Annotated in this window: 18 protein-coding genes; 10 read left to right on the top strand and 8 right to left on the bottom strand. The window is 70.9% G+C overall.

Annotation, left to right across the window (positions count from 1 at the left end; genetic code table 11):
- Positions 1-122: 122 nt before the first annotated feature.
- The 4 genes from AB5J50_RS03790 to AB5J50_RS03775 are packed head-to-tail and all read right to left on the bottom strand — an operon-like array spanning position 123 to position 3,029.
- A complete protein-coding gene (locus tag AB5J50_RS03790) occupies positions 123-1,169 on the bottom strand; it encodes an amidohydrolase family protein (protein ID WP_369254858.1) in 1,047 nt (348 codons plus the stop codon).
- Positions 1,166-1,573, bottom strand: coding sequence for a hypothetical protein (locus tag AB5J50_RS03785; protein WP_369254856.1), 408 nt, complete (start codon positions 1,571-1,573; stop codon positions 1,166-1,168). The genes AB5J50_RS03790 and AB5J50_RS03785 overlap by 4 nt, the downstream gene beginning before the upstream one ends.
- A 38-nt stretch (positions 1,574-1,611) precedes the next feature.
- On the bottom strand, positions 1,612-2,400 hold the full coding sequence (locus AB5J50_RS03780; RefSeq protein ID WP_369254854.1) for a 2-keto-4-pentenoate hydratase: 789 nt from the start codon (positions 2,398-2,400) through the stop codon (positions 1,612-1,614).
- Positions 2,397-3,029 (bottom strand): TetR/AcrR family transcriptional regulator, encoded by a 633-nt coding sequence (locus AB5J50_RS03775; protein ID WP_369265297.1) that lies wholly within the window; start codon positions 3,027-3,029, stop codon positions 2,397-2,399. Before AB5J50_RS03775 ends, AB5J50_RS03780 begins: the two co-directional genes overlap by 4 nt.
- 128 nt (positions 3,030-3,157) lie before the next feature.
- On the opposite strand from AB5J50_RS03775, the gene AB5J50_RS03770 reads away from it, so the two are divergent.
- Genes AB5J50_RS03770 through AB5J50_RS03760 form a run of 3 tightly spaced genes read left to right on the top strand, consistent with a single transcriptional unit; the run spans position 3,158 to position 6,659 of the window.
- Positions 3,158-4,765, top strand: coding sequence for a bifunctional 3-(3-hydroxy-phenyl)propionate/3-hydroxycinnamic acid hydroxylase (locus AB5J50_RS03770; RefSeq protein WP_369254852.1), 1,608 nt, complete (start codon positions 3,158-3,160; stop codon positions 4,763-4,765).
- Between the two features lie 8 nt (positions 4,766-4,773).
- Positions 4,774-5,646 (top strand): alpha/beta fold hydrolase, encoded by an 873-nt coding sequence (locus AB5J50_RS03765; protein WP_369254850.1) that lies wholly within the window; start codon positions 4,774-4,776, stop codon positions 5,644-5,646.
- Positions 5,643-6,659, top strand: coding sequence for a VOC family protein (locus AB5J50_RS03760; protein WP_369254848.1), 1,017 nt, complete (start codon positions 5,643-5,645; stop codon positions 6,657-6,659). Before AB5J50_RS03765 ends, AB5J50_RS03760 begins: the two co-directional genes overlap by 4 nt.
- Positions 6,660-6,842: 183 nt before the next feature.
- Here AB5J50_RS03760 and dmpG read toward each other — a convergent pair whose 3' ends face one another.
- From dmpG to AB5J50_RS03745, 3 genes are read right to left on the bottom strand one after another with little or no spacing between them, the layout of a single operon-like run.
- Positions 6,843-7,904 (bottom strand): 4-hydroxy-2-oxovalerate aldolase, encoded by a 1,062-nt coding sequence (dmpG, locus tag AB5J50_RS03755; RefSeq protein WP_369254846.1) that lies wholly within the window; start codon positions 7,902-7,904, stop codon positions 6,843-6,845.
- Positions 7,901-8,845 (bottom strand): acetaldehyde dehydrogenase (acetylating), encoded by a 945-nt coding sequence (locus tag AB5J50_RS03750; RefSeq protein WP_369254844.1) that lies wholly within the window; start codon positions 8,843-8,845, stop codon positions 7,901-7,903. Before AB5J50_RS03750 ends, dmpG begins: the two co-directional genes overlap by 4 nt.
- A complete protein-coding gene (locus AB5J50_RS03745; protein ID WP_369254842.1) occupies positions 8,842-9,690 on the bottom strand; it encodes a 2-keto-4-pentenoate hydratase in 849 nt (282 codons plus the stop codon). The genes AB5J50_RS03750 and AB5J50_RS03745 overlap by 4 nt, the downstream gene beginning before the upstream one ends.
- A 103-nt stretch (positions 9,691-9,793) precedes the next feature.
- Between AB5J50_RS03745 and AB5J50_RS03740 the strand changes: the two genes are divergently transcribed.
- Positions 9,794-10,522 (top strand): IclR family transcriptional regulator, encoded by a 729-nt coding sequence (locus tag AB5J50_RS03740; protein ID WP_369265296.1) that lies wholly within the window; start codon positions 9,794-9,796, stop codon positions 10,520-10,522.
- Between the two features lie 609 nt (positions 10,523-11,131).
- Positions 11,132-12,400, top strand: a complete 1,269-nt coding sequence (locus tag AB5J50_RS03735) for an MFS transporter (protein ID WP_369254840.1) — start codon at positions 11,132-11,134, stop codon at positions 12,398-12,400.
- An 82-nt stretch (positions 12,401-12,482) separates the two neighbouring features.
- Here AB5J50_RS03735 and AB5J50_RS03730 read toward each other — a convergent pair whose 3' ends face one another.
- Positions 12,483-13,397, bottom strand: coding sequence for a LysR family transcriptional regulator (locus AB5J50_RS03730; protein WP_369254838.1), 915 nt, complete (start codon positions 13,395-13,397; stop codon positions 12,483-12,485).
- 121 nt (positions 13,398-13,518) lie between these two features.
- Here AB5J50_RS03730 and AB5J50_RS03725 point away from each other — a divergent pair, with 121 nt between their 5' ends.
- The 5 genes from AB5J50_RS03725 to AB5J50_RS03705 are packed head-to-tail and all read left to right on the top strand — an operon-like array spanning position 13,519 to position 18,541.
- A complete protein-coding gene (locus AB5J50_RS03725) occupies positions 13,519-14,499 on the top strand; it encodes a fumarylacetoacetate hydrolase family protein (RefSeq protein ID WP_369254836.1) in 981 nt (326 codons plus the stop codon).
- The gene (locus AB5J50_RS03720; protein WP_369254834.1) at positions 14,496-15,455 is read left to right on the top strand and encodes a cyclase family protein; all 960 of its coding nucleotides are present in this window, start codon (positions 14,496-14,498) and stop codon (positions 15,453-15,455) included. Before AB5J50_RS03725 ends, AB5J50_RS03720 begins: the two co-directional genes overlap by 4 nt.
- Positions 15,456-15,478: 23 nt before the next feature.
- Positions 15,479-16,609 carry an FAD-dependent oxidoreductase gene (locus AB5J50_RS03715; RefSeq protein ID WP_369254832.1) on the top strand — a complete coding sequence of 377 codons (1,131 nt, stop codon included), beginning with the start codon at positions 15,479-15,481 and terminating at the stop codon, positions 16,607-16,609.
- Positions 16,606-17,604 (top strand): amidohydrolase family protein, encoded by a 999-nt coding sequence (locus AB5J50_RS03710; protein WP_369254830.1) that lies wholly within the window; start codon positions 16,606-16,608, stop codon positions 17,602-17,604. The genes AB5J50_RS03715 and AB5J50_RS03710 overlap by 4 nt, the downstream gene beginning before the upstream one ends.
- A 4-nt stretch (positions 17,605-17,608) precedes the next feature.
- A complete protein-coding gene (locus AB5J50_RS03705; protein ID WP_369254828.1) occupies positions 17,609-18,541 on the top strand; it encodes a VOC family protein in 933 nt (310 codons plus the stop codon).

The following is an 18,541-nucleotide window of genomic DNA, read 5'->3' as shown; positions in this document are numbered from 1 at the left end:
GGCGCTTCACGCCGGGGCGGAGTCGTTTGGGTCCGGCCGAGGTGCACCTCGCGCACGACGCCCGGCTCGACCGCAGTGCCGCTGTGAAGACGGTGCGCGCCGCGGCGATCATGAGGGGTGCCTCAATCAGTGCCGGGTTGGACGAGCTTGAAGAAGAGGCGGGCGGCGGCCCGTTGGGCGGCCTGGCGCAGGCGTATCGGGGCCGGGCGGGCAGGAGTGGGTGCGGGGGAGGTGGCCAGGCGAGGGAAGAGCGCTGCGGCATTGGTGCGGTTGACGGCCGTCAGGGTGCCGGTGTCGACGCCGGTGTCCAGTCCGTTGGCGAAGTACTGGCCGGCCGCGGTGGGGGCGAACGGCCAGTCGCTGCCGAAGAGGACGTGCCCGGGGCGGGCGAAGGCGAGCAGCGTGGGCAGGGCGGCGGGGCTGGAGGACAGGGCGGTGTCGTAGTAGAAGCCGCGCAGGTCGTCGAGGATGTCGAGGGGGCTGCGTCCGGTGTCGGATGCGATGGCGACGGCCATGCGATGGGAGGCGTAGGGCACGAAGCCGCCTGCGTGGCTGAGGATGAACCGGATGTCCGGGTAGCGCCGGACGATGCCGTTGCGGACGAGTAGGTAGGCGGCCCGGGTGGTGTCGAGGAGGAAGTCGGCGGCGAACGGCGGGATGTTCTCGACGGCCGGTGCGGGCAGCTCGTCGGGGTGGACGAACACGACGGCGCCCCGTTCGTTGAGGGCCTGCCACAGTGCGTCCTGGCCGCTCGCGCCCAGGTAGGTTCCCTGGTTGTTGGCCAGCAGAGTGACTCCGTCGGCTCCCAGGCTGTCCAGGACCCGCTCGGCCTCGATCGCGGAGGCGGCGGCATCGGGCATGGGCAGGGTGGCGAAGTATCCGAAACGGCCCGGGTGTTCGGCGGCGAGGGATGCGGAGAAGTCGTTGAGCCGGCGGGCCAGGTCCGTGGCCTCGCCCGGGTCGGTGAGGAAGCCGGTGCCGGGCGTCGAGACGGACACGATGGCCGTGGCGGTGCCCAGGAGGTCCATCAGCTCCAGGGCTGCTTCGGGGCTCCAGTCGGGCAGGGCGCGGCCACCGGCCTCGGCGATGCCCGCCTTGGCGAGCAGGTCGCGGTAGAAAGGCGGGATGAGGTGGTGGTGGACGTCGATGCGTCCTGCAGTGGCGGTCATGCGGCAGCCTCCTGGGCGATGAGCAGGTCGAGGGCCACGTCGGTGATCACGTCTTCCTGACCGCCGACCTCGCCGCGCAGGCCGACCACGACGAGCAGGCTCCGGTCGTCGACGGCCTGGCGGGCCGAGGTGGCCTCGGCATGGTGCACGGTGGCGGAGTGGACGTCGGCGTGGTCGTGGGTCTCGCGGTTCACCTGGACGAGGCGATGCCGCAGTGGTCGTAGGAGATGGTCGGCAGGGGCCCGCAGGGCGAACAGGTCGCAGCCGTCGACACGGATGGCGCCGCGGTCCTCCGTGGGCTTGCCCGACCGAGCGAGGTTCGCCGGCCCGGTCCTGCGGCTCGGCATGCTGGCAGCGCGGGCGCCCATGACGGCGACCGGCGACGGGGCGGGAGCAGGAGACACGCGAGGACTCCTCGGGTGAGTCAGGTGGATCGGACGCATCAGACGAAGGTCACCGACACCGGGCCGAGAGCGCCGAAGCGGGCCTCGATCTTCTGGCCGGCGCTGACGAAGGGGGCAGTGGTCATGGCGCCGGGCAGCACCAGTTGTCCGGGCTCCAGGGCGGTACCGAAGGCGGCAAGGGTGTTGGCGAGCCAGGCGACGGTGGCAGCCGGATGGCCGAGCACCTCGCGTCCGCTGCCCGAGGCGACGCGCTCGCCGTCGACGAGCAGGTCTACGGCGACGGTGGCGAGGTCGGGCACGTCGGCCAGGGGTGTCCAGGCGCCGCAGACCAGTCCGGCGGAGCTGGCGTTGTCGGCGACCGTGTCGAGCAGGGTGATCCGCCAGTCGCGGATCCGGCTGTCCACGATCTCCAGCGCGGGTGCGACCGACTCCGTCGCGTCGAGGACGTCATCGACGGTGATGCCGGGGCCGTGCAGGGGCTCGGCGAGGCGGAAGCAGATCTCCGGTTCGACGCGCGGTCGGCAGTAGCGCGACGCGAGGACCGTCGCGCCGTCGCGGTGGACCATGTCGTCCGTCAGATGGCCGAAGTCGGGCTCGTCGACGCCGAGGAGCTGCTGCATCGCGGCCGCGGTCAGGCCGACCTTGTGTCCGACGACGGATGCCCCGTCGGCCAGCCGCCGGGCGATGTTGTCCTGCTGGACGGCGTAGGCGTCGGCCAGGTCCAGGCCGGGCAGCAGAGTCGACAGAGGGTCGATCGGTGCCGCGCGATGCTCGGCATGGCGCAGCAGTCGTGCGGCCTCCGCGCGCTGTTCGGCCGTCAGGGTCATTCCTCGCTCCTTGCCGCCATCCCGACCGCCGCCTCGTAGACCAGCCGTGCGTGCAGCTGGAACATCGCCACCAGGTCGACGGCGTCGCCGGCGATCTCCCGCTGTACGAACAGGCCGTCGGCGCCGGCGACGGCGTAGGTGGTGAGGGTGCGCACGGCGTCGTCGTCCAGGCCCGGGATCAGGGTGCGGACCACGTTGGCGATTTTCTGGGCGGCGATGTCGCGGACCTGGAGGAACACCGTCCGGCCCCGGGGCTCCACCGGTCGTCGCTCCAGGGCGAGCATGAGGCCGAGGCGCAGGAAGTCGGGAGCGTCGATCAGGGACTTCGCCACGTTCGCCGCCATGGTGGCGATCCGCTGCTGTGGCGTACCGGTCTCTTCGCCCGGCAGCTCGACGGCCGTCAGCCAGGTCTCGAAGCTGCGCTCGATGACCGCGGCGATCAGGTCGTCCTTGTCCTTGAAGTGCCAGTAGATCGAGCTGGCGGGCAGTCCGCACTTGGCGCTGACGGCCGCGATGGACGTGCCCTCGTATCCGCGCTCGCCCGCGATCTCGACGGTGGCGTCGAGGATGCGCTGCCGCGATTCCACCCCGTTCGCACGCTTCTTGCGCGCCGTCACTGGCTTGGTCATGAAGTCGCCCTTCCTGTCGTGCCGGCTCTTGACCGTCTCCAGCACCCAGCTTACCGTAGCGGCTATTCCAATTGGAGTAAACGCTACAACAAGAGCCGTAGCAACAGGGACGACAGTGAGGTGGCCTGGTGAGTGAAATCAGCGCCAAGGGCAGAGCCGAAGACAGTGCCTATGACGTGGCGGTGATCGGCTACGGGCCCACGGGGGTGACCGCGGCGAACCTGCTGGGGGCGATGGGACTGCGGGTCGTCGTGCTCGAACGCGACGCCGAGATATTCGCCCGCGCCCGGGCGATCTCCACGGACGAGGAGGTCGTGCGGATCTGGCAGCGCATCGGTCTGGCCGACCGGCTGAAGCGCGACATGCTGGCCGAGCGGCCGCTCGACTTCGTCGACGCCGATGGCCGCACTTTCCTCAGCGCCTGCCCCACCCCGCGCGGCCACGGGCATCCGCCGCAGATGTTCATCTACCAGCCGGCCCTGGAACAGGTCCTGCGCGACGGGGTGGACCGGCACCCGAACGTGGAGATCCTGCTGCGGCACGAGTGCCTGCGGCTGCGGCAGTCCGCAGACGGGGCGGGCGTGGAGCTGACAGTGCTCGGGACCGCCGACGACTCCGTCCACCGGGTGCGCGCGTCGTACGTGATCGCGGCCGACGGCGGGTCCAGCCTCACCCGCGCGCAGCTGAACATCGGCTATGAGGGCAAGACGTACGAGGACCGCTGGGTGGTCATCGACACCAAGATGCTCAAGCCGTGGCCGGACCACGACCGCCTGCGGTTCCGCTGCGATCCGGCCCGCCCGGCGGTGGACTGTCCGACCCCGCTCGGGCACCACCGCTGGGAGTTCCCGATCCTGCCGGGCGACGACGAGGCGTACCTGACCACCGACGAGGCCGTGTACCGGATGGTCTCCCGGTACGGAATCAGCCGGGACAGCATCAAGATCCTGCGGGCCACCGTCTACAGCCACCACGTCCGCTTCGCGTCCCGGTTCCGGATGGGCCGGGTCTTCCTCGCCGGGGACGCCGCCCATGCGATGCCGCCGTGGATCGGCCAGGGCATGGCCGCCGGCGTACGTGACGTGGCGAACCTGTGCTGGAAGCTCGACGCCGTGTTGCGCGGCGAGCTGCCCGAGACGGTGCTGGACAGCTACGAGGCCGAACGCAAGCCGCACGTCACGGAGATCACCAAGCGGGCGGTCTTCGTCGGACGGATCATCACCGAACGACGCTCGGCGGTCACGCGCGTTCGCAACTCCGGGCTGCGCGCCCTGGGCCGCGTACCAGGCTTCGGCAACTGGCTCCAGGACTCCCAGTGGATCCCCGTGGCCCACTATTCCGCGGGCTTCCAGGCCCGCCCGCGCACGAAGGCGTCCGGGCGCCAGATACCGCAGCCCTGGGTGACCGGCCCGGACGGAGAACGCGTACGACTGGACGACGCGCTCGGCGGCCGGTGGCTGCTCCTGCACGGCGGACTGCCCGCACCCCAGCCGGCGTGGGAGCGCCTGGACGTCCCCTCGCTCACCGTGACACCCGCCGGAACCCGGCCGGCCGAGGGCACCGTCGTCGACAGCGACGGTGTGCTGCTCGCGTGGATGGCCGAGCACCGGGTGACCACCCTCGCCCTGCGCCCGGACGCCTACGTCTACGCCGCCGCGGCTGCCGGCGCCCAACTGCCGCCGCCCCCGGCCGGATTCGCCCCCGTGCTGCGCAACACCGTCTCGACGACCCCGTGAGGACCACCATGACCACCCACAACGAACTGCCGTCGATGCGGGAGTCCCTGCTCGACATCGCGGGCAAGAAGATCTTCGTCGCCGAGACGGGGGACGGTCCCCCCGTCCTGCTGCTGCACGGCGGCGGCCCCGGCGCCTCCGGCGTCGCCAACTACTCCCGCAACATCGCGGCGCTGGCCAAGGAGTACCGGGTCATCGTGCCCGACCTGCCCGGCTACGGACGCAGCACCAAGGGCGTCGACGGTGCCGACCCGTTCGGCTGCCTCGCCGACGGCATCCGCGGCGTGCTCGACCAACTCGGCCTGGACAAAGCCCACTTCGTCGGCAACTCCTACGGCGGCGCCTGCGCCCTGCGTCTTGCCCTGGACACCCCCGACCGGGTGGACCGCATGGTGCTGATGGGCCCCGGCGGCATCGGCACCACCCGCGCCCTGCCCACCCCGGGTCTCAGCAACCTGCTCAACTTCTACTCCGGTGACGGTCCCTCGCGGCCGAAGCTGGAGAAGTTCATCCGCGACTACCTCGTCTTCAACGCCGCCGATGTGCCCGACTCGGTCATCGACGCGCGCTACCAGGACAGCATCGACCCCGAAGTCGTCGCCGACCCGCCGCTGCGCCGCCCGTCCGGCCCGAACGCGCTGCGCACCGTCCTGAAGATGGACTTCACCCGCGACAAGCGCCTCTCCCGGCTGCCTGTGCCCACCCTCGTGCTGTGGGGCGCCGCGGACAAGGTCAACCGGCCGAGCGGTGGGCCCATGCTGGCCGACCGCATGCCCAACTGCGACCTGTACATGGTGGCCAACACCGGCCACTGGGTGCAGTTCGAACGTGCCCAGCTCTTCAACCGGCTGTGCGCCGACTTCCTGGCGGGCCGTCGATGACCGCCGTGAACCCCGCTCCGTCCGTCTTCGGTGCCGTCCACCTCGGCTACATCGTCATCGAGTCCAACCGCCTCGCCGACTGGCGCCGCTTCGGCACCGACGCGATCGGCATGCACCATGACGCCCTTTCCCGCGACCTCATGCGTTTCCGCCTCGACGACCAGGAGTGCCGCTTCCTGATCCGGCGTGGCTCCGCCGAGGACGTCGTGGCCACCGGCTGGCACATCGACGACCATGTCAGTTTCGAGCGGATCGAGGCCCGCGTCCGCGCCCATGGCGTCCCGGTCGTGCACGGCAGCGACGAGGAGGCCGCCCTGCGCGGCGTCGAGCGTCTCCTGCGCTTTCCCGGACCCAAGGGCATCACCCAGGAGATCTACACGACTCCGGTGACGTCGGCGCAGCCGCTGCGGATGCTCGCCTCCGGCTGGGTCACCGGCGACTCCGGCATGGGCCACGTCGCCATCACCTCGGCCAAGCCGACGCAGCTGCGCGGCTACTTCAACACCGTTTTCGATGCCCGGCTGACCGACTACATCGACGAGACGATCAGCGGCGTCAAGCTCAAGATCCGCTTCCTGCGCGTCAACGAACGCCACCACTCCATCGCCATCGCTGCGGTCCGGGGTCTGCCCGTCGATCCGGTCCGCACCCGCGTCCAGCACCTCAACATCCAGGCCGCCAGTCTCGACGACGTCGCCCAGAGCTACCAGCGCGTGCACGAACTCGGCTTCGACATGGCCCTGTCCGTCGGCCAGCACACCAACGACAAGGAACTCTCCTACTACGCCCGCACACCCTCGGGCTTCGAGTGGGAGGTGGGCTGGAATCCCCTCGTCGTCGACGAGACCACCTGGCAGCCCAGCACCCACCAGGGCATCAGCATCTGGGGTCACACCCCGGTGGGCCAGACGATCGTCGACAAACTCGGCCAGTTCCGGCTGGGCGTCCGTTCCCTGGCCCGCTCGGAGAACACCGTCCCCGCCCTCAGCGGCGCCGGCATCCCCGACGACTGACGGACGGGGCGGGCCGGAGCGGCTTCCCACCGGTCCGGCCCGCCCGTTCTCTCTGTTGGCCCGCCCGTTCTCTCTGTCAAAAGGGGCCGCGCAGGCGACAGCGGCTACGTTTCGACCACGGGAGCCCCGACAAAGCGGTGAGCCCCGGCCGTCGGCCGGGGCTCACCGCTTTGTCGTCCGGGTTCAGGACCCGCTCTCCGCGCGGGCCACCAGGTCCAGCGCGATGTCGGTGATCATGTCCTCCTGGCCGCCGACCATGCCGCGTCGGCCGACCTCCACCAGGATGCTGCGGGTGTCGAGGCCGTACCGGGCGGCCGCCGTCTCGGCATGGCGCAGGAAGCTGGAGTACACGCCCGCGTAGCCGAGGCTGAGGGTCTCGCGGTCCACCCGGACCTCACGGTCCTGCAGCGGTCGTACGAGATCGTCGGCGGCGTCCATGAGCGGGAACAGGTCGCACGCGTGCTTCCACCCCATCAGGTCGGCCACCGCGATGAACGCCTCCAGCGGACAGTTGCCCGCCCCCGCGCCCTGCCCCGCGAGGGAGGCGTCGACGCGTATCGCGCCGCTCTCCACGGCGACCACGGTGTTGGCGACGCCGAGGGCGAGGTTGTGGTGGGCGTGGATGCCGAGTTCGGTGGCGGGGTCGAGTACGTCGCGGTAGGCGCGGAAGCGGTCGCGGACGCCGTCCATGGTGAGGCGGCCGCCGGAGTCGGTGACGTAGACGCACGTGGCGCCGTACGACTCCATCAGCTGGGCCTGGCGGGCCAGTTCGGCCGGTTCGGCCATGTGGGACATCATCAGGAACCCGGCGACGTCCATGCCCAGCTCGCGGGCGGCGGCGATGTGCTGGGCGGAGATGTCGGCCTCGGTGCAGTGGGTGGCGACGCGGACCGAGCGAATGCCGAGCGCGTGGGCCTGCTTGAGGTCGTGCAGGGTGCCGATGCCGGGGAGCAGCAGCGTGGTGGGTACGGCGTGCTGTGTGACGTCGGTGACGGCCTCGATCCACTCCCAGTCGGTGTGGGCGCCGACACCGTAGTTGATGCTGGAGCCGGCCAGACCGTCACCATGGGCGATCTCGATGGCGGCCACGCCGGCGGCGTCCAGGGCGGCGGCGATCGCGCGGGCCTGGTCGACGGTGTAGCGGTGCCGGACGGCGTGCATACCGTCCCGCAGGGTGACGTCCTGGACATACAGGCGGGTGGGCCCGGCGGCCGTCTGCGTCCCGTTGGTCTCCGTCGTGGTCATCGTGCGGCCCCCTCGGTGGAGCGGTGGGCGGCCATGCGTTCCGCGGTGCGCAGCGCGGCCGAAGTCATGATGTCGAGGTTTCCGGCGTAGGCCGGGAGGTAGTGGGCGGCGCCCTCGACCTCCAGGAAGACGGACACCTTCAGGGCTTCGCCCGCACCGGGGGCGAGGGTGCGCAAGGGGTCGTCCGCCTTCACGCGGTCGAACTGCACCTTCTGCTTGAGCCGGTAGCCGGGCACGTACGCCTGGACGCGGCCGACCATCTCCTCGATGGACGCCGTGACGGCCTCGGTCGTGCAGTCGGACACCAGGCAGTGCACGGTGTCCCGCATGATCAGCGGGGGTTCGGCCGGGTTGAGGACGATGATCGCCTTGCCGCGGGCGGCGCCGCCCACCTGCTCGATCGCGGAGGAGGTGGTCTCGGTGAACTCGTCGATGTTCGCCCGGGTGCCGGGGCCCGCGGAGCGGGAGGCGATGGACGCGACGATCTCCCCGTAGTGGACCGGGGTGACGGCGTTGACCGCGGCGACGATCGGGATCGTGGCCTGGCCGCCGCAGGTGACCATGTTGACGTTCGGGGCGCCGAGGTGGGCGTCGCCGTTGACCGGGGGGACCGCGTAGGGGCCGATGGCCGCCGGGGTGAGGTCGACGAGGGTGCGGCCCAGCGGACGAAGCACCTCCTCGTGATGGCGGTGGGCGCCGGCCGAGGTGGCGTCGAAGACGATCTCCACATCGGCGAACTCGTCCAGCCGCACGAGACCTTCCACCCCTTCATGGGTGGTGGACACCTTCAGACAGCGCGCCCGGGCCAGGCCGTCGGAGTCCGGGTCGATCCCCGCCATCACGGCGATCTCCAGGCTCTCCGACAGCCGCAGCACCTTGATCATGAGGTCGGTGCCGATGTTGCCCGACCCGATGACGGCGACTTTGGTCCTGCTGCTCACTGGTGGTCTCCTTCTGCCGTGCCTGCTGCGGCGAATCCGACGCGTACGGAGCCCAGTTCGGAGATGTGGGCCTCGAAGTAGTCACCCGGGGCGGCGGGAGCCATCGGGCCCAGGGCCCCGGTCAGCACGAGGTCACCCGCGCGCAGCGGGTCGCCGCGCTCCGCGAGGGCCGAGGCCAGCCAGGCCGCCGCGGTGAGGGGGCTGCCGAGACAGTCGGCGCCGGTGCCCTCGGAGGCGGTCACCCCGTTGCGGGCCATGGTCATCGTCACGGCACGGAGGTCGACCGCGGTGAGCGGTACGGGCGTGGCGCCCAGGACGTACAGACCGCAGGAGGCGTTGTCGGCGACCGTGTCGACGAGGGAGATGTCCCACCCCCGCACCCGGCTGTCGACGATCTCCAGAGCGGGCAGCGCGAAGTCGACCGCCCGCAGCACATCGACGACCGTGCACGCGCGGTCCGGCAGATCCCTGCCCAGCACGAGCGCGACCTCGGCCTCCACCTTGGGCTGGAGCAGCCGCCCGGCCGCCACCTCGCCGCCGTCGGGCACGGCCATGTCGGCGAACAGGGCACCGAAGTCGGGCCGGTCCACGCCGAGTTGCCGCTGCACGGCCACGGAGGTCAGGCCGATCTTGCGGCCGACGATCCGGCGCCCGGCGTCCAGGCCGCGCCGGACGTTCAGCTGCTGCACGGCGTACGCGGTCTCCAGATCGCCGCCGTCGTCGAACAGGTTCCGTACCGGGTGACAGGCGGCCCCGGTACGGGCGGCCTCCACCAGCAGGTCGGCGGCCTTGGCCACGGCCGGTGGGGTGGCGTCCGGGTGGACGCCGTCGAGCACGGTCGACACGGGTTACCTCCAGAGGGGGAGTGGTGTACCGCTATCGATATAGACAGCACTCCCTCGGTGGAACAAACTTTGTTCCGTGAAACGGAATATCGCTGGCGGCAGCATGCTGGAAAAAGCCGCGAACATCCTTGAATCCTTCAGTCCGAGCGGCGGATCGTACCGCCTGTCGGAACTTTCCGAGCGCACCGGACTGCCCAAGCCGACGGTGCACCGGCTGGCGGCGGACCTCGTTCGGCTGGGTTGGCTGGAGCGCTCGGGCCCCCAGTACCGCCTCGGCGCGAAGCTGTTCGAGCTCGGCTCGCTGGTGCCGCACCGGCTCGATCTGCGGGAGACGGCCCTGCCCTTCCTCCAGGACCTGTTCGAGGCCACCCGCGAGACCGTCCACCTGGGAGTCCGTGAGGGCCTGGAGGTGGTCTACCTCGAACGCATCCACGGCCACGAGGCGCTGCAACTGCCCTCCCGCATCGGCGGCAGCCTGCCCCTCACCTGCACCGGAGTCGGCAAAGCCCTGCTCGCCTTCTCCGGCCCCGAGCTGACCGACGACGTGCTGTCCCGGCCGCTGCCGAGCCTCACCCCGTACTCGATCACCGACCCCGCCCGTCTGCGCATGGCCCTGGAGAAGATCCAGGTCTCCGGCCTCGCCTACGAGGAGCAGGAGGCCGCCCTCGGCGTGAGCTGCATCGCGGCCCCCGTGTTCGCCGGCGGCACCACGGTCGCCGCCCTCTCGGTGGCCGTACCACGTTCACGCTTCAGCCCCGCCCAGATCGCCCCCGCCGTACGGACAGCGGCCCTCGGGCTGTCCCGAGTCCTGCGCGGGACGGCTCGGGGGTGAACCGAGTGAGGGCCGCGTGCGGGGGTGTGACCACCGCCATTCAATAATTGCTCGTGAACGTGCAATTATCTTTCCAGCGCCACAGGGTGCGCATGGGAGCCGCACCCATCGTTTCCGTGCGCCAGTGACCGGGCCGGGTGGGCGCGGGCAGCCGCCGTGAGGGCGGAGGGCTGCCCCCTGTCCAGGCCCCCGCGTGGGCTGCCACCGCACACCGGCCCCTTCTCCCCCGGAGGCCGGGGCGGCCTGCGCGTCAGGCGCCCGGGGTCCGGCCGAAAGGGTGGCTCGGCAGGCCCCGGGCGCGCTTCAGCTCATGGCCGCTGGACGAGCAGGGAGCTCGACCGGGTTCCGGGACGCCTCCGTGTCCCGCGCCGGAACGGCCCTGCTCGCGCTCTGTGGCTGTTGCCCCTCCCCATCCACCGCGTGGATGACCCGGATCCGGGATTCGGATTGCGCAAGGGATGGCGACGGGCGCCTCGGCACCCCATAGTCGTCGCTACCCGCACGCCGCTGTCGGATCCGTCGCCGGCGTGCGGCTTTCCCCGGTATGCCCGTGCGCCGTCGGCGCCAGTGAGGCATGCCCGCTCCCGTACGCCGTCCCCTGGAGTCGCCATGCCCGGTTCCGTTCCGTCGCTGCCTCCCGCCGCGGTCGCCGACACCGCTCCGTCACCCGTGGCCGTGTCGGGCCCGGCCCATCTGCTGCGGGTGACCCTGCTGATGGCGGGGAGTTGTCTGCCGATCCTGGGCGCGGTGCTGATCGCCCCGGTGCTGCCGAAGATGCAGGACCACTTCGAGTCGGTCCCGGGGGCCAAGGCTTTGGTGCCCCTCGCATTGACCGTTCCGGCGCTGGCGCTGGCGCTGCTGGCTCCGTTCGCCGGGGTGATCGTGGACCGGCTGGGCCGCAAGCGCCTGCTGATCGTGGCGACCCTGCTGTACGCCGTGTTCGGCACCGCTCCACTCTGGCTGGAGTCGCTGGGCGCGATCATCGCCAGCCGCGCCCTGGTCGGTGTCACCGAGGCCGCCATCATGACCTGCTGCACCACGCTGATCGGCGACTACTACTCCGGCCACCGGCGCGTGAAGTACCTCGCCCTTCAGACCATGTGCGCGTCCGCGTCGGCCACCGTCTTCTTCGTGCTCGGCGGTGCCGCCGGATCGGCGGGCTGGCGTGTTCCTTTCTGGGTGTACGCCGTGAGCCTGGCGCTCGCCCCGCTGATGGTCTCCGCCCTGCCCGGCCCGGCGGCCCGCGCGGCCGCAGACGAGGTCCCGGCCGAGGTGGAGGCGCGACGCCCGTTCCCCTGGCGGCAGTTGGCGGGTATCTGTGCCCTCACCTTCTTCGGGGCGATGGTCTTCTACACCGTCCCGGTGGAGATGTCGTACCTGCTCGACGACCTCGGGGTGGAGAACTCCGGTGTGATCGGCCTGGCCACCGCGGCCGCCAGTGCCGCCACTGTGGGCGGAGCGGTCACCTTCGCCCGGCTCAAGCGCTCCCCGGACCCGATGCTGCCCGCCGTTCTCGCGCTCTGCGCGGTCGGTTTCGCAGTGATGTTCCTCGCGGGAAACGCCCCGCTGCTGGTCGTCGGGGCGGTGATCAACTGCGTGGGTACGGGCCTGTTGCTGCCCGCCCTCCTCACCAGTGCCATGTCCAGGCTGGGGTTCGAGGACCGTGGCCGTGGCACCGGACTGTGGATGGCGGCCTTCTTCGGCGGCGAGTTCGTCTGCCCGCTCGTGCTGCTCGCCGGAGAGTCGGCGGTCGGCAGTCTGGCCGGTGCGGTGGGCGTGCTGGGGCTGGCCGCCGCGGTCGTCGCGGCCGGGTTGTGGGCGTCCCGGCGCCGGGCGGGCACGGTCGATGCCCGACCGCTGCCGGAGCAGCTGGCCTGAGACCACAGGGATACGGCAGGGCAGCCAACCCCAGGGGCGCGGAGCCGCACATCAGTACAGCCCCGCGCCCCTTACGGGACGCTCAGGTGCCGTTGTCCATGAGCGTCGCCCCCACCTCCTCAGCCTTCCGGCGGAGCCAGATGTGGGCCGCGTCCTGGGCGTGCACCGGGTGCCACCACATCGCCTCCCGCACCGGTACCGCCTCGAAGGGGCAGGGCAGGACGCGCACCGCGGCGGAGCGGACCGCTCTGCGCGCCAGGCGCTCCTGGATCATCGCGACCCGGCGGGTGCCCTCGACCATGTGGGGCAGCAGCTGGAAGGTCTGCACGGAGACCTCCACCCGCGGGCTGATGCCGATCATGCTGAGCTGGCGGGCGGCCGGGGCGTCGTAGGGGCGCTGGTAGACGGCCCAGGGCAGGCGAGCCAGCTGGTCGAGGGTGAGGTCGTCGCCGACCTCGGGGTTGTCGTCGGCGATCATGCACAGCCACCGGTCCTGGTGGAGGTCGACCGCGGGGAAGCCGTCGATGACGCCGTGCGGCATCAACAGTCCGTCGACGGTGCTCAGCACGGTGGCCGTGTTCTCCACGACAGAGGGTGCCGGGTGCTGGAAGGTGAGCCGGATTCCGGGGGCCTCCTGGTGCAGGTCGCGGGCGAGCGCGGCGCCGAACACGGCGGCTCCGTAGTCGGAGGCGAGCAGGGTGAACTCGCGTGTCTCGGCGGCGGGATCGAAGTCCGCCTGGCTGGCGAAGACCCGCTCCAGCAGATCGCACGCGGTGGCGCTGCGGTCGCGCAACGCGACGCCGAGCGGGGTCAGCTCGTAGGCGTTGCCGGTGCGGGCGAGCAATTCGTCGTCGAAATGGCGCCGCAGCCGGGCCAGCGCCGCGCTCATCGCGGGCTGGCTCAGCCCGACGCGCTCGCCGGCCCGGGTGACGTTGCGCTCCTCCAGCAGCGCGCGCAGGGCGAGGACCAGGTTCAGGTCGAGTCGGGACAGGTTCACCGGGCACCGCCAAGTCCGCCGAAGGCTATCCATGTCATGGATTTGCCCCATCCACAGGATTGATTTCCGTGATCTCTCGATCGGGTTCAGAGTAGACCGCAACCCAGCAGGAGGAAATCTGATGGCAACGCTTGCGCAACCTGCCGGCCCGTTCGCGCTCGGCACGTTCTCCGCTCAGGACGGGGATCCGTTTCCCGGCCTCGTGGCGAAGGACCAGGTGCTCGACCTGAGCAGAGCTCTGGCCTGGGCGCCGTCCGGCGTGCGCGCCGTGGTGGAGCGGTGGGAGGAGACCCTCCCCGTCCTGCACGCCCTGGCGGACGACGACGCCCTCGACTGGCGGCCGCTGGAGGGCCTGCGGGTGCACGCCCCGCTGGAGCCCCGCCAGGTCTTCCAGTCCGGTGCCAACTACCGGCAGCACGTCATCGACCTGGAGGTCGCCCACCGCGCCCCCGACGACCCGCGCACGGTCGAGGAGGCACGGGCGGAGATTGCCGCGGTCATGGACCGGCGTGCGGCCGAGGACCTGCCGTACGTGTTCATCGGTCTGCCGAGCGCCATCACCGGCCCGTACGACGACGTCGTCCTGCCCGCCTGGGCCGAACAGCCGGACTGGGAGCTGGAGTTGGCGGCCGTCATCGCCAGGCCCGCGTATCGGGTGTCCGTCGAGGAGGCCCTGGAGTACGTCGCCGGTTACACGATCGCCAACGATCTGACCGACCGGGCCACCGTCTTCCGCCGGGACATGAAGGCCATCGGCACCGACTGGCTGCGCAGCAAGAACGCCCCCGGCTTCACCCCGCTCGGCCCGTGGCTCGTCCCGGCCGAGTCGATCGCGGACCCCGGCGACCTGCGGGTCACCCTCAAGCTGAACGGCGAGACCATGCAGGACGAGTCCACCAAGGACATGCTCTTCGGTGTCGCGCGGCTCGTGTCGTACATCTCCCGGACCGCACAACTCCTCCCCGGGGACCTGGTGTTGACCGGCAGCCCGGCCGGCAACGGAATGCACTGGGGGCGGCTGCTGCGCGAGGGCGACGTGATGGAGGGCTCCATCACCGGGCTGGGCGTGCAGCGCACTCGCTGTGTCGAGGAGGGCGTGTGAACCGCTCCGACCCCGAGGGCGCGATCGCCGAAGCCGCCAAGTCCTTCTCCAACTGGGGCCGCTGGGGGGACGAGGACGTCCTCGGCACCCTCAACTTCCTCGACGCGGCCAAGCGCCGCGAGGGAGCCGCACTCGTCCGGCGGGGCGTGAGTTTCTCGCTGTCTCAGAGGTTCGACATGGACGGCCCGCAGAAAGGCTGGCGGCGCCGCACCAACCCCGTCCACACCATGCTCGACACCGGCACGGACGCGGCCCTCGGCAACCAGGGCTTCCCGCACGGCATCGGCGGCGCCGACGACGTGATCGCGATGCCGCTGCAGTGCTCCACCCAGTGGGACGGCCTGGGGCACATCTTCGACCACGGCAAGGCGTGGAACGGGCGGGCGGCCGAGAAGGTCGTCACCTCGGACGGCGACCTGGTCACCGGCATCGAGCACATGGCTCCGTACGTCGCCGGACGCGGAGTCCTCCTCGACGTCGGCCGTGTGGTCGGCGACGTACTCGGGGAACTGCCGGACGGGTTCGCGATCACGGAGGAGCACCTGACCGCGACCGCCGAGGCGCACGGCGTGGCGGTCGGCCGCGGGGACATCGTCGCCGTACGAACCGGGCGGCTGGCCCGCGCCCGGCGTGAGGGCTGGGGCGACTACGCGGGTGGCGACTCGCCCGGCCTGTCCTTCGCCACGGCGGGCTGGCTGCACGCAAGCGAGATAGCGGCGATCGCCACCGACACCTGGGGTTTCGAGGTACGGCCCAACGAGTTCGACAGCGCCTTCCAGCCGCTGCACCAGGTCGCCATCCCCAACATGGGTCTGCTCATCGGCGAGATGTGGGACCTCGACGCGCTCGCGGACGACTGCGCACACGACGGCGTATACGAGTTCTGGCTCACCGCCGCACCCCTGCCCATCACCGGAGCCGTCGGCTCCCCCGTCAACCCGGTCGCCGTCAAGTGACCCGCGGAACAAGGAAGCTTCCCATGACCGAACCCCGCACGGTCCTCGTGGTCGGCGGCGGCGCCTCCGGCAACGCCCTCACCGTCCTGCTGCGCCGCGCCGGCCTCGCCGTCGACCTGATCGAGGCCCGGCCGGACTGGAACGCCACCACCGGCTCCGGCATCACCCTCCAGGGCAACGCCTTGCGCGTCCTGCGCGAACTCGGGGTCTGGGACCAGGTGAGCGCCTCCGGATTCGCCTTCGGCTCGCTCGGTGTCATCGCACCCGACGGCACCCTGCTCCACCAGGCCGAGGACATCCAGACCGGCGGCGACGACCTGCCCGCCACCCTTGGCATGCAACGGCCCCAGCTCCAGCGGATCCTCATCGACGCCGTCCGCGCCACCGGCGCCACGGTCCGCCTGGGCGCCACCGCCGAGTCCCTGGACCAGGACGACGACGGCGTTTCGGTGCGCTTCAGCGACGGCACGACCGGCCGCTACGACCTGGTGATCGCCGCCGACGGCCTCAACTCGGCCACCCGCGCCGCGATCGGCGTCACCGTCAAACCCGAGCCCACCGGCATGGCCATCTGGCGCACGCCCGCCCCGCGGCCCGCCGGCATGGTGCGCACGGACCTCGCCTACGGCGGCCCGGCCTATATCGCCGGTTACTGCCCCACCAGCGAGAACACCATCTACGCCTACGTCGTCGAGAGGTGCCGTGACCGCGCCTCCATCGACCCGGCCTCGTATGCGGACGAGATGCGGCGGCTCACGCAGGGATACGGCGGTTACTGGAACGAGATCACCCCGCACATCACCGACCCCGCGAAGGTCAACTACACCTGGTTCGACCGGCTGCTGGTCGAGGGCTCCTGGCACCGGGGCCGGGTCGTGCTCATCGGCGACGCCGCCCACTGCTGCCCGCCCACCCTTGCCCAGGGTGCGGCCATGTCCCTGGAGGACGCCTCCGTCCTCGCCGAGCTGCTCACCAGCGGCCGGGCCTGGGACGACGACCTTTTCCAGGCGTACTACGAGCGCCGCATCCCACGGGTACGGGCCGTCGTCGAGGCGTCCGTCCAGCTCGGACAGTGGCAGCTGGACGGTGTGCGTGACGCCGACGTCCCCGGCCTGATCGGCCGCACGATGACGATGCTCAAGGAACTGCCGTGACAGCACCCACCGTGGACGTGCACGCGCACGTCCTGCTCCCCGAGGTCGAGGCCCTGGTGGCCGACACGCCAGGCCACGCCGAGGCCAGGGCGCAGGACGCCCGACGCAACGGTCCGGCCTCCCTGGCCGTCAGCGGCCCCATGGTGCGCGAGCGCATCCCGCGGCTCACCGACGTCGCCGTACGTCTGGCCTCCATGGACCAGCAGGGCGTCGACGTCCAGCTGGTCAGCCCGTCCCCGTCGCACTACCACTACTGGGCCGACGAGGACACGGCCGAGAAGATCTACCGGCTCGCCAATGAGGCCACTGCCGCGCACTGCGCCCAGGCACCCGCCCGGCTGAAGGGACTCGGGCTCGTCCCCCTCCAGCACCCGGCCCAGGCCGTGCGCGCCCTCGAACACGCCCTCGACCAGGGCCTGTTGGGCATCGAGATCTCCAGTCATGCACCAGGACGAGAGCTGTCCGATCCGGAGTACGAGCCGTTCTGGGCCCGGGCCGAGAAGACGGGCGCGATCCTCTTCCTGCACCCCTTCGGATGCACACTCGACGAGCGGCTGGACCGGTGGTACCTGTCCAACACGGTCGGCCAGCCCACCGAGAACGCCGTCGCGCTGTCCCATCTGATCTTCTCAGGCGTCCTGGACCGCCATCCGGAACTGAAGCTGATAGCGGCACACGGCGGCGGCTATCTGCCCACCCACATCGGACGCTCCGACCACGCGTGGTCCACCCGCTCCGACGCGGGCGCCGGCTGCGCCCACCTGCCCAGCAGCTACCTCAAGCGCCTGTACTTCGATTCCCTCGTCCACGATCCGTACGTGCTGGGGGAGTTGATCCGCGTGGCGGGCGCCGACCGCGTCCTGCTCGGCTCCGACTTCCCCTTCGACATGGGCACCGAGGACCCGGTCGCCGCCTTGCGCGCCGCCCGGCTGCCCGACGCCGACTTCCACGCCGTTCGCGGCGGCAACGCGGCCGCCCTCCTCCGGAAAGGCTGACACCATGCGCCTGCTCACCCATCTGAGGCACGTCGACCTGGCGGTGCCCGACTACGACAAGCAGCTCGACTTCTACTCCGGAGTCTGGGGCCTGACCAAGGTCGCCGAGGACTCCGGGATCTCCTTCCTGGCCGCCGAGGGCTCGCCCGAGCAGTACGTCGTACGGCTGCGGAAGGCCGACGAGAAGCGGCTGGACCTGGTGTCCTACGGCGCCGCGAGCGCCGAGGACGCCGACACCCTTGCCGAGCAACTGCTTGCCGGGGGAGTGCAGTTGATCTCACAGCCCGGGAAGGTGGACACCCCGGGCGGCGGTTACGGCTTCCGCTTCTTCGACGTCGACGGCCGCACCATCGAGGTCTCGGCCGACGTCGAGGTACGGCAGCACCGCAAGATCGAGGAGAAGGAGGCCATCCCGGTCAAGCTGTCGCACGTCGTCCTCAACTCCCCGGATCTGAACCGCACTCGCCAGTGGTACGAGCGGCACCTCGGCTTCCGCCTCTCCGACACCCTCATGCATCCGAGGATGGGCGAGGCGATGCACTTCATGCGGATCAGCAACCAGCACCACTCCATGGCCATAGCCCAGGGTCCGCACACCGCCCTGCACCACGTCTCCTTCGAGATGCGCGGCCTCGACGAGTACATGCGCGGCTCGGGCCGCGTGATCCGGGCCGGCTTCCGCAAGCTCTGGGGGCCGGGACGGCACATGGCGGGCGACAACACGTTCACGTACTTCCTGGACCCGCAGGGCAACACGGTCGAATACACGACGGAGCTTGAGGTCCTCGACGAGGACACCTGGCACCCGCACGTCTACGACTTCTCCCAGCCGGAGGTCACCGACCAGTGGGGCACCGCGAACGCGATGAACGAGCTGGTCGCCAAGGAGTCGTTCAACGACGTGGACCGCGGCGTGTTCGTCGCCCCGCCGGTGTAA

Origin of the sequence: Streptomyces sp. R35 (assembly GCF_041053035.1) — a bacterium.
GTDB lineage: Bacteria > Actinomycetota > Actinomycetes > Streptomycetales > Streptomycetaceae > Streptomyces > Streptomyces lutosisoli.
This window is presented reverse-complemented; position numbering and strand designations above follow the sequence as displayed.

What these genes read in the sequence shown, in the direction of transcription:
- AB5J50_RS03790 (WP_369254858.1), bottom strand. Translation starts at nt 1,169, where the DNA reads ATGACCGCCACTGCAGGACGCATCGACGTCCACCACCACCTCATCCCG.
- AB5J50_RS03780 (WP_369254854.1), bottom strand. Translation starts at nt 2,400, where the DNA reads ATGACCCTGACGGCCGAACAGCGCGCGGAGGCCGCACGACTGCTGCGC.
- AB5J50_RS03775 (WP_369265297.1), bottom strand. Translation starts at nt 3,029, where the DNA reads ATGACCAAGCCAGTGACGGCGCGCAAGAAGCGTGCGAACGGGGTGGAA.
- AB5J50_RS03765 (WP_369254850.1), top strand. Translation starts at nt 4,774, where the DNA reads ATGACCACCCACAACGAACTGCCGTCGATGCGGGAGTCCCTGCTCGAC.
- AB5J50_RS03760 (WP_369254848.1), top strand. Translation starts at nt 5,643, where the DNA reads ATGACCGCCGTGAACCCCGCTCCGTCCGTCTTCGGTGCCGTCCACCTC.
- dmpG (WP_369254846.1), bottom strand. Translation starts at nt 7,904, where the DNA reads ATGACCACGACGGAGACCAACGGGACGCAGACGGCCGCCGGGCCCACC.
- AB5J50_RS03740 (WP_369265296.1), top strand. Translation starts at nt 9,794, where the DNA reads ATGCTGGAAAAAGCCGCGAACATCCTTGAATCCTTCAGTCCGAGCGGC.
- AB5J50_RS03735 (WP_369254840.1), top strand. Translation starts at nt 11,132, where the DNA reads ATGCCCGGTTCCGTTCCGTCGCTGCCTCCCGCCGCGGTCGCCGACACC.
- AB5J50_RS03725 (WP_369254836.1), top strand. Translation starts at nt 13,519, where the DNA reads ATGGCAACGCTTGCGCAACCTGCCGGCCCGTTCGCGCTCGGCACGTTC.
- AB5J50_RS03715 (WP_369254832.1), top strand. Translation starts at nt 15,479, where the DNA reads ATGACCGAACCCCGCACGGTCCTCGTGGTCGGCGGCGGCGCCTCCGGC.
- AB5J50_RS03705 (WP_369254828.1), top strand. Translation starts at nt 17,609, where the DNA reads ATGCGCCTGCTCACCCATCTGAGGCACGTCGACCTGGCGGTGCCCGAC.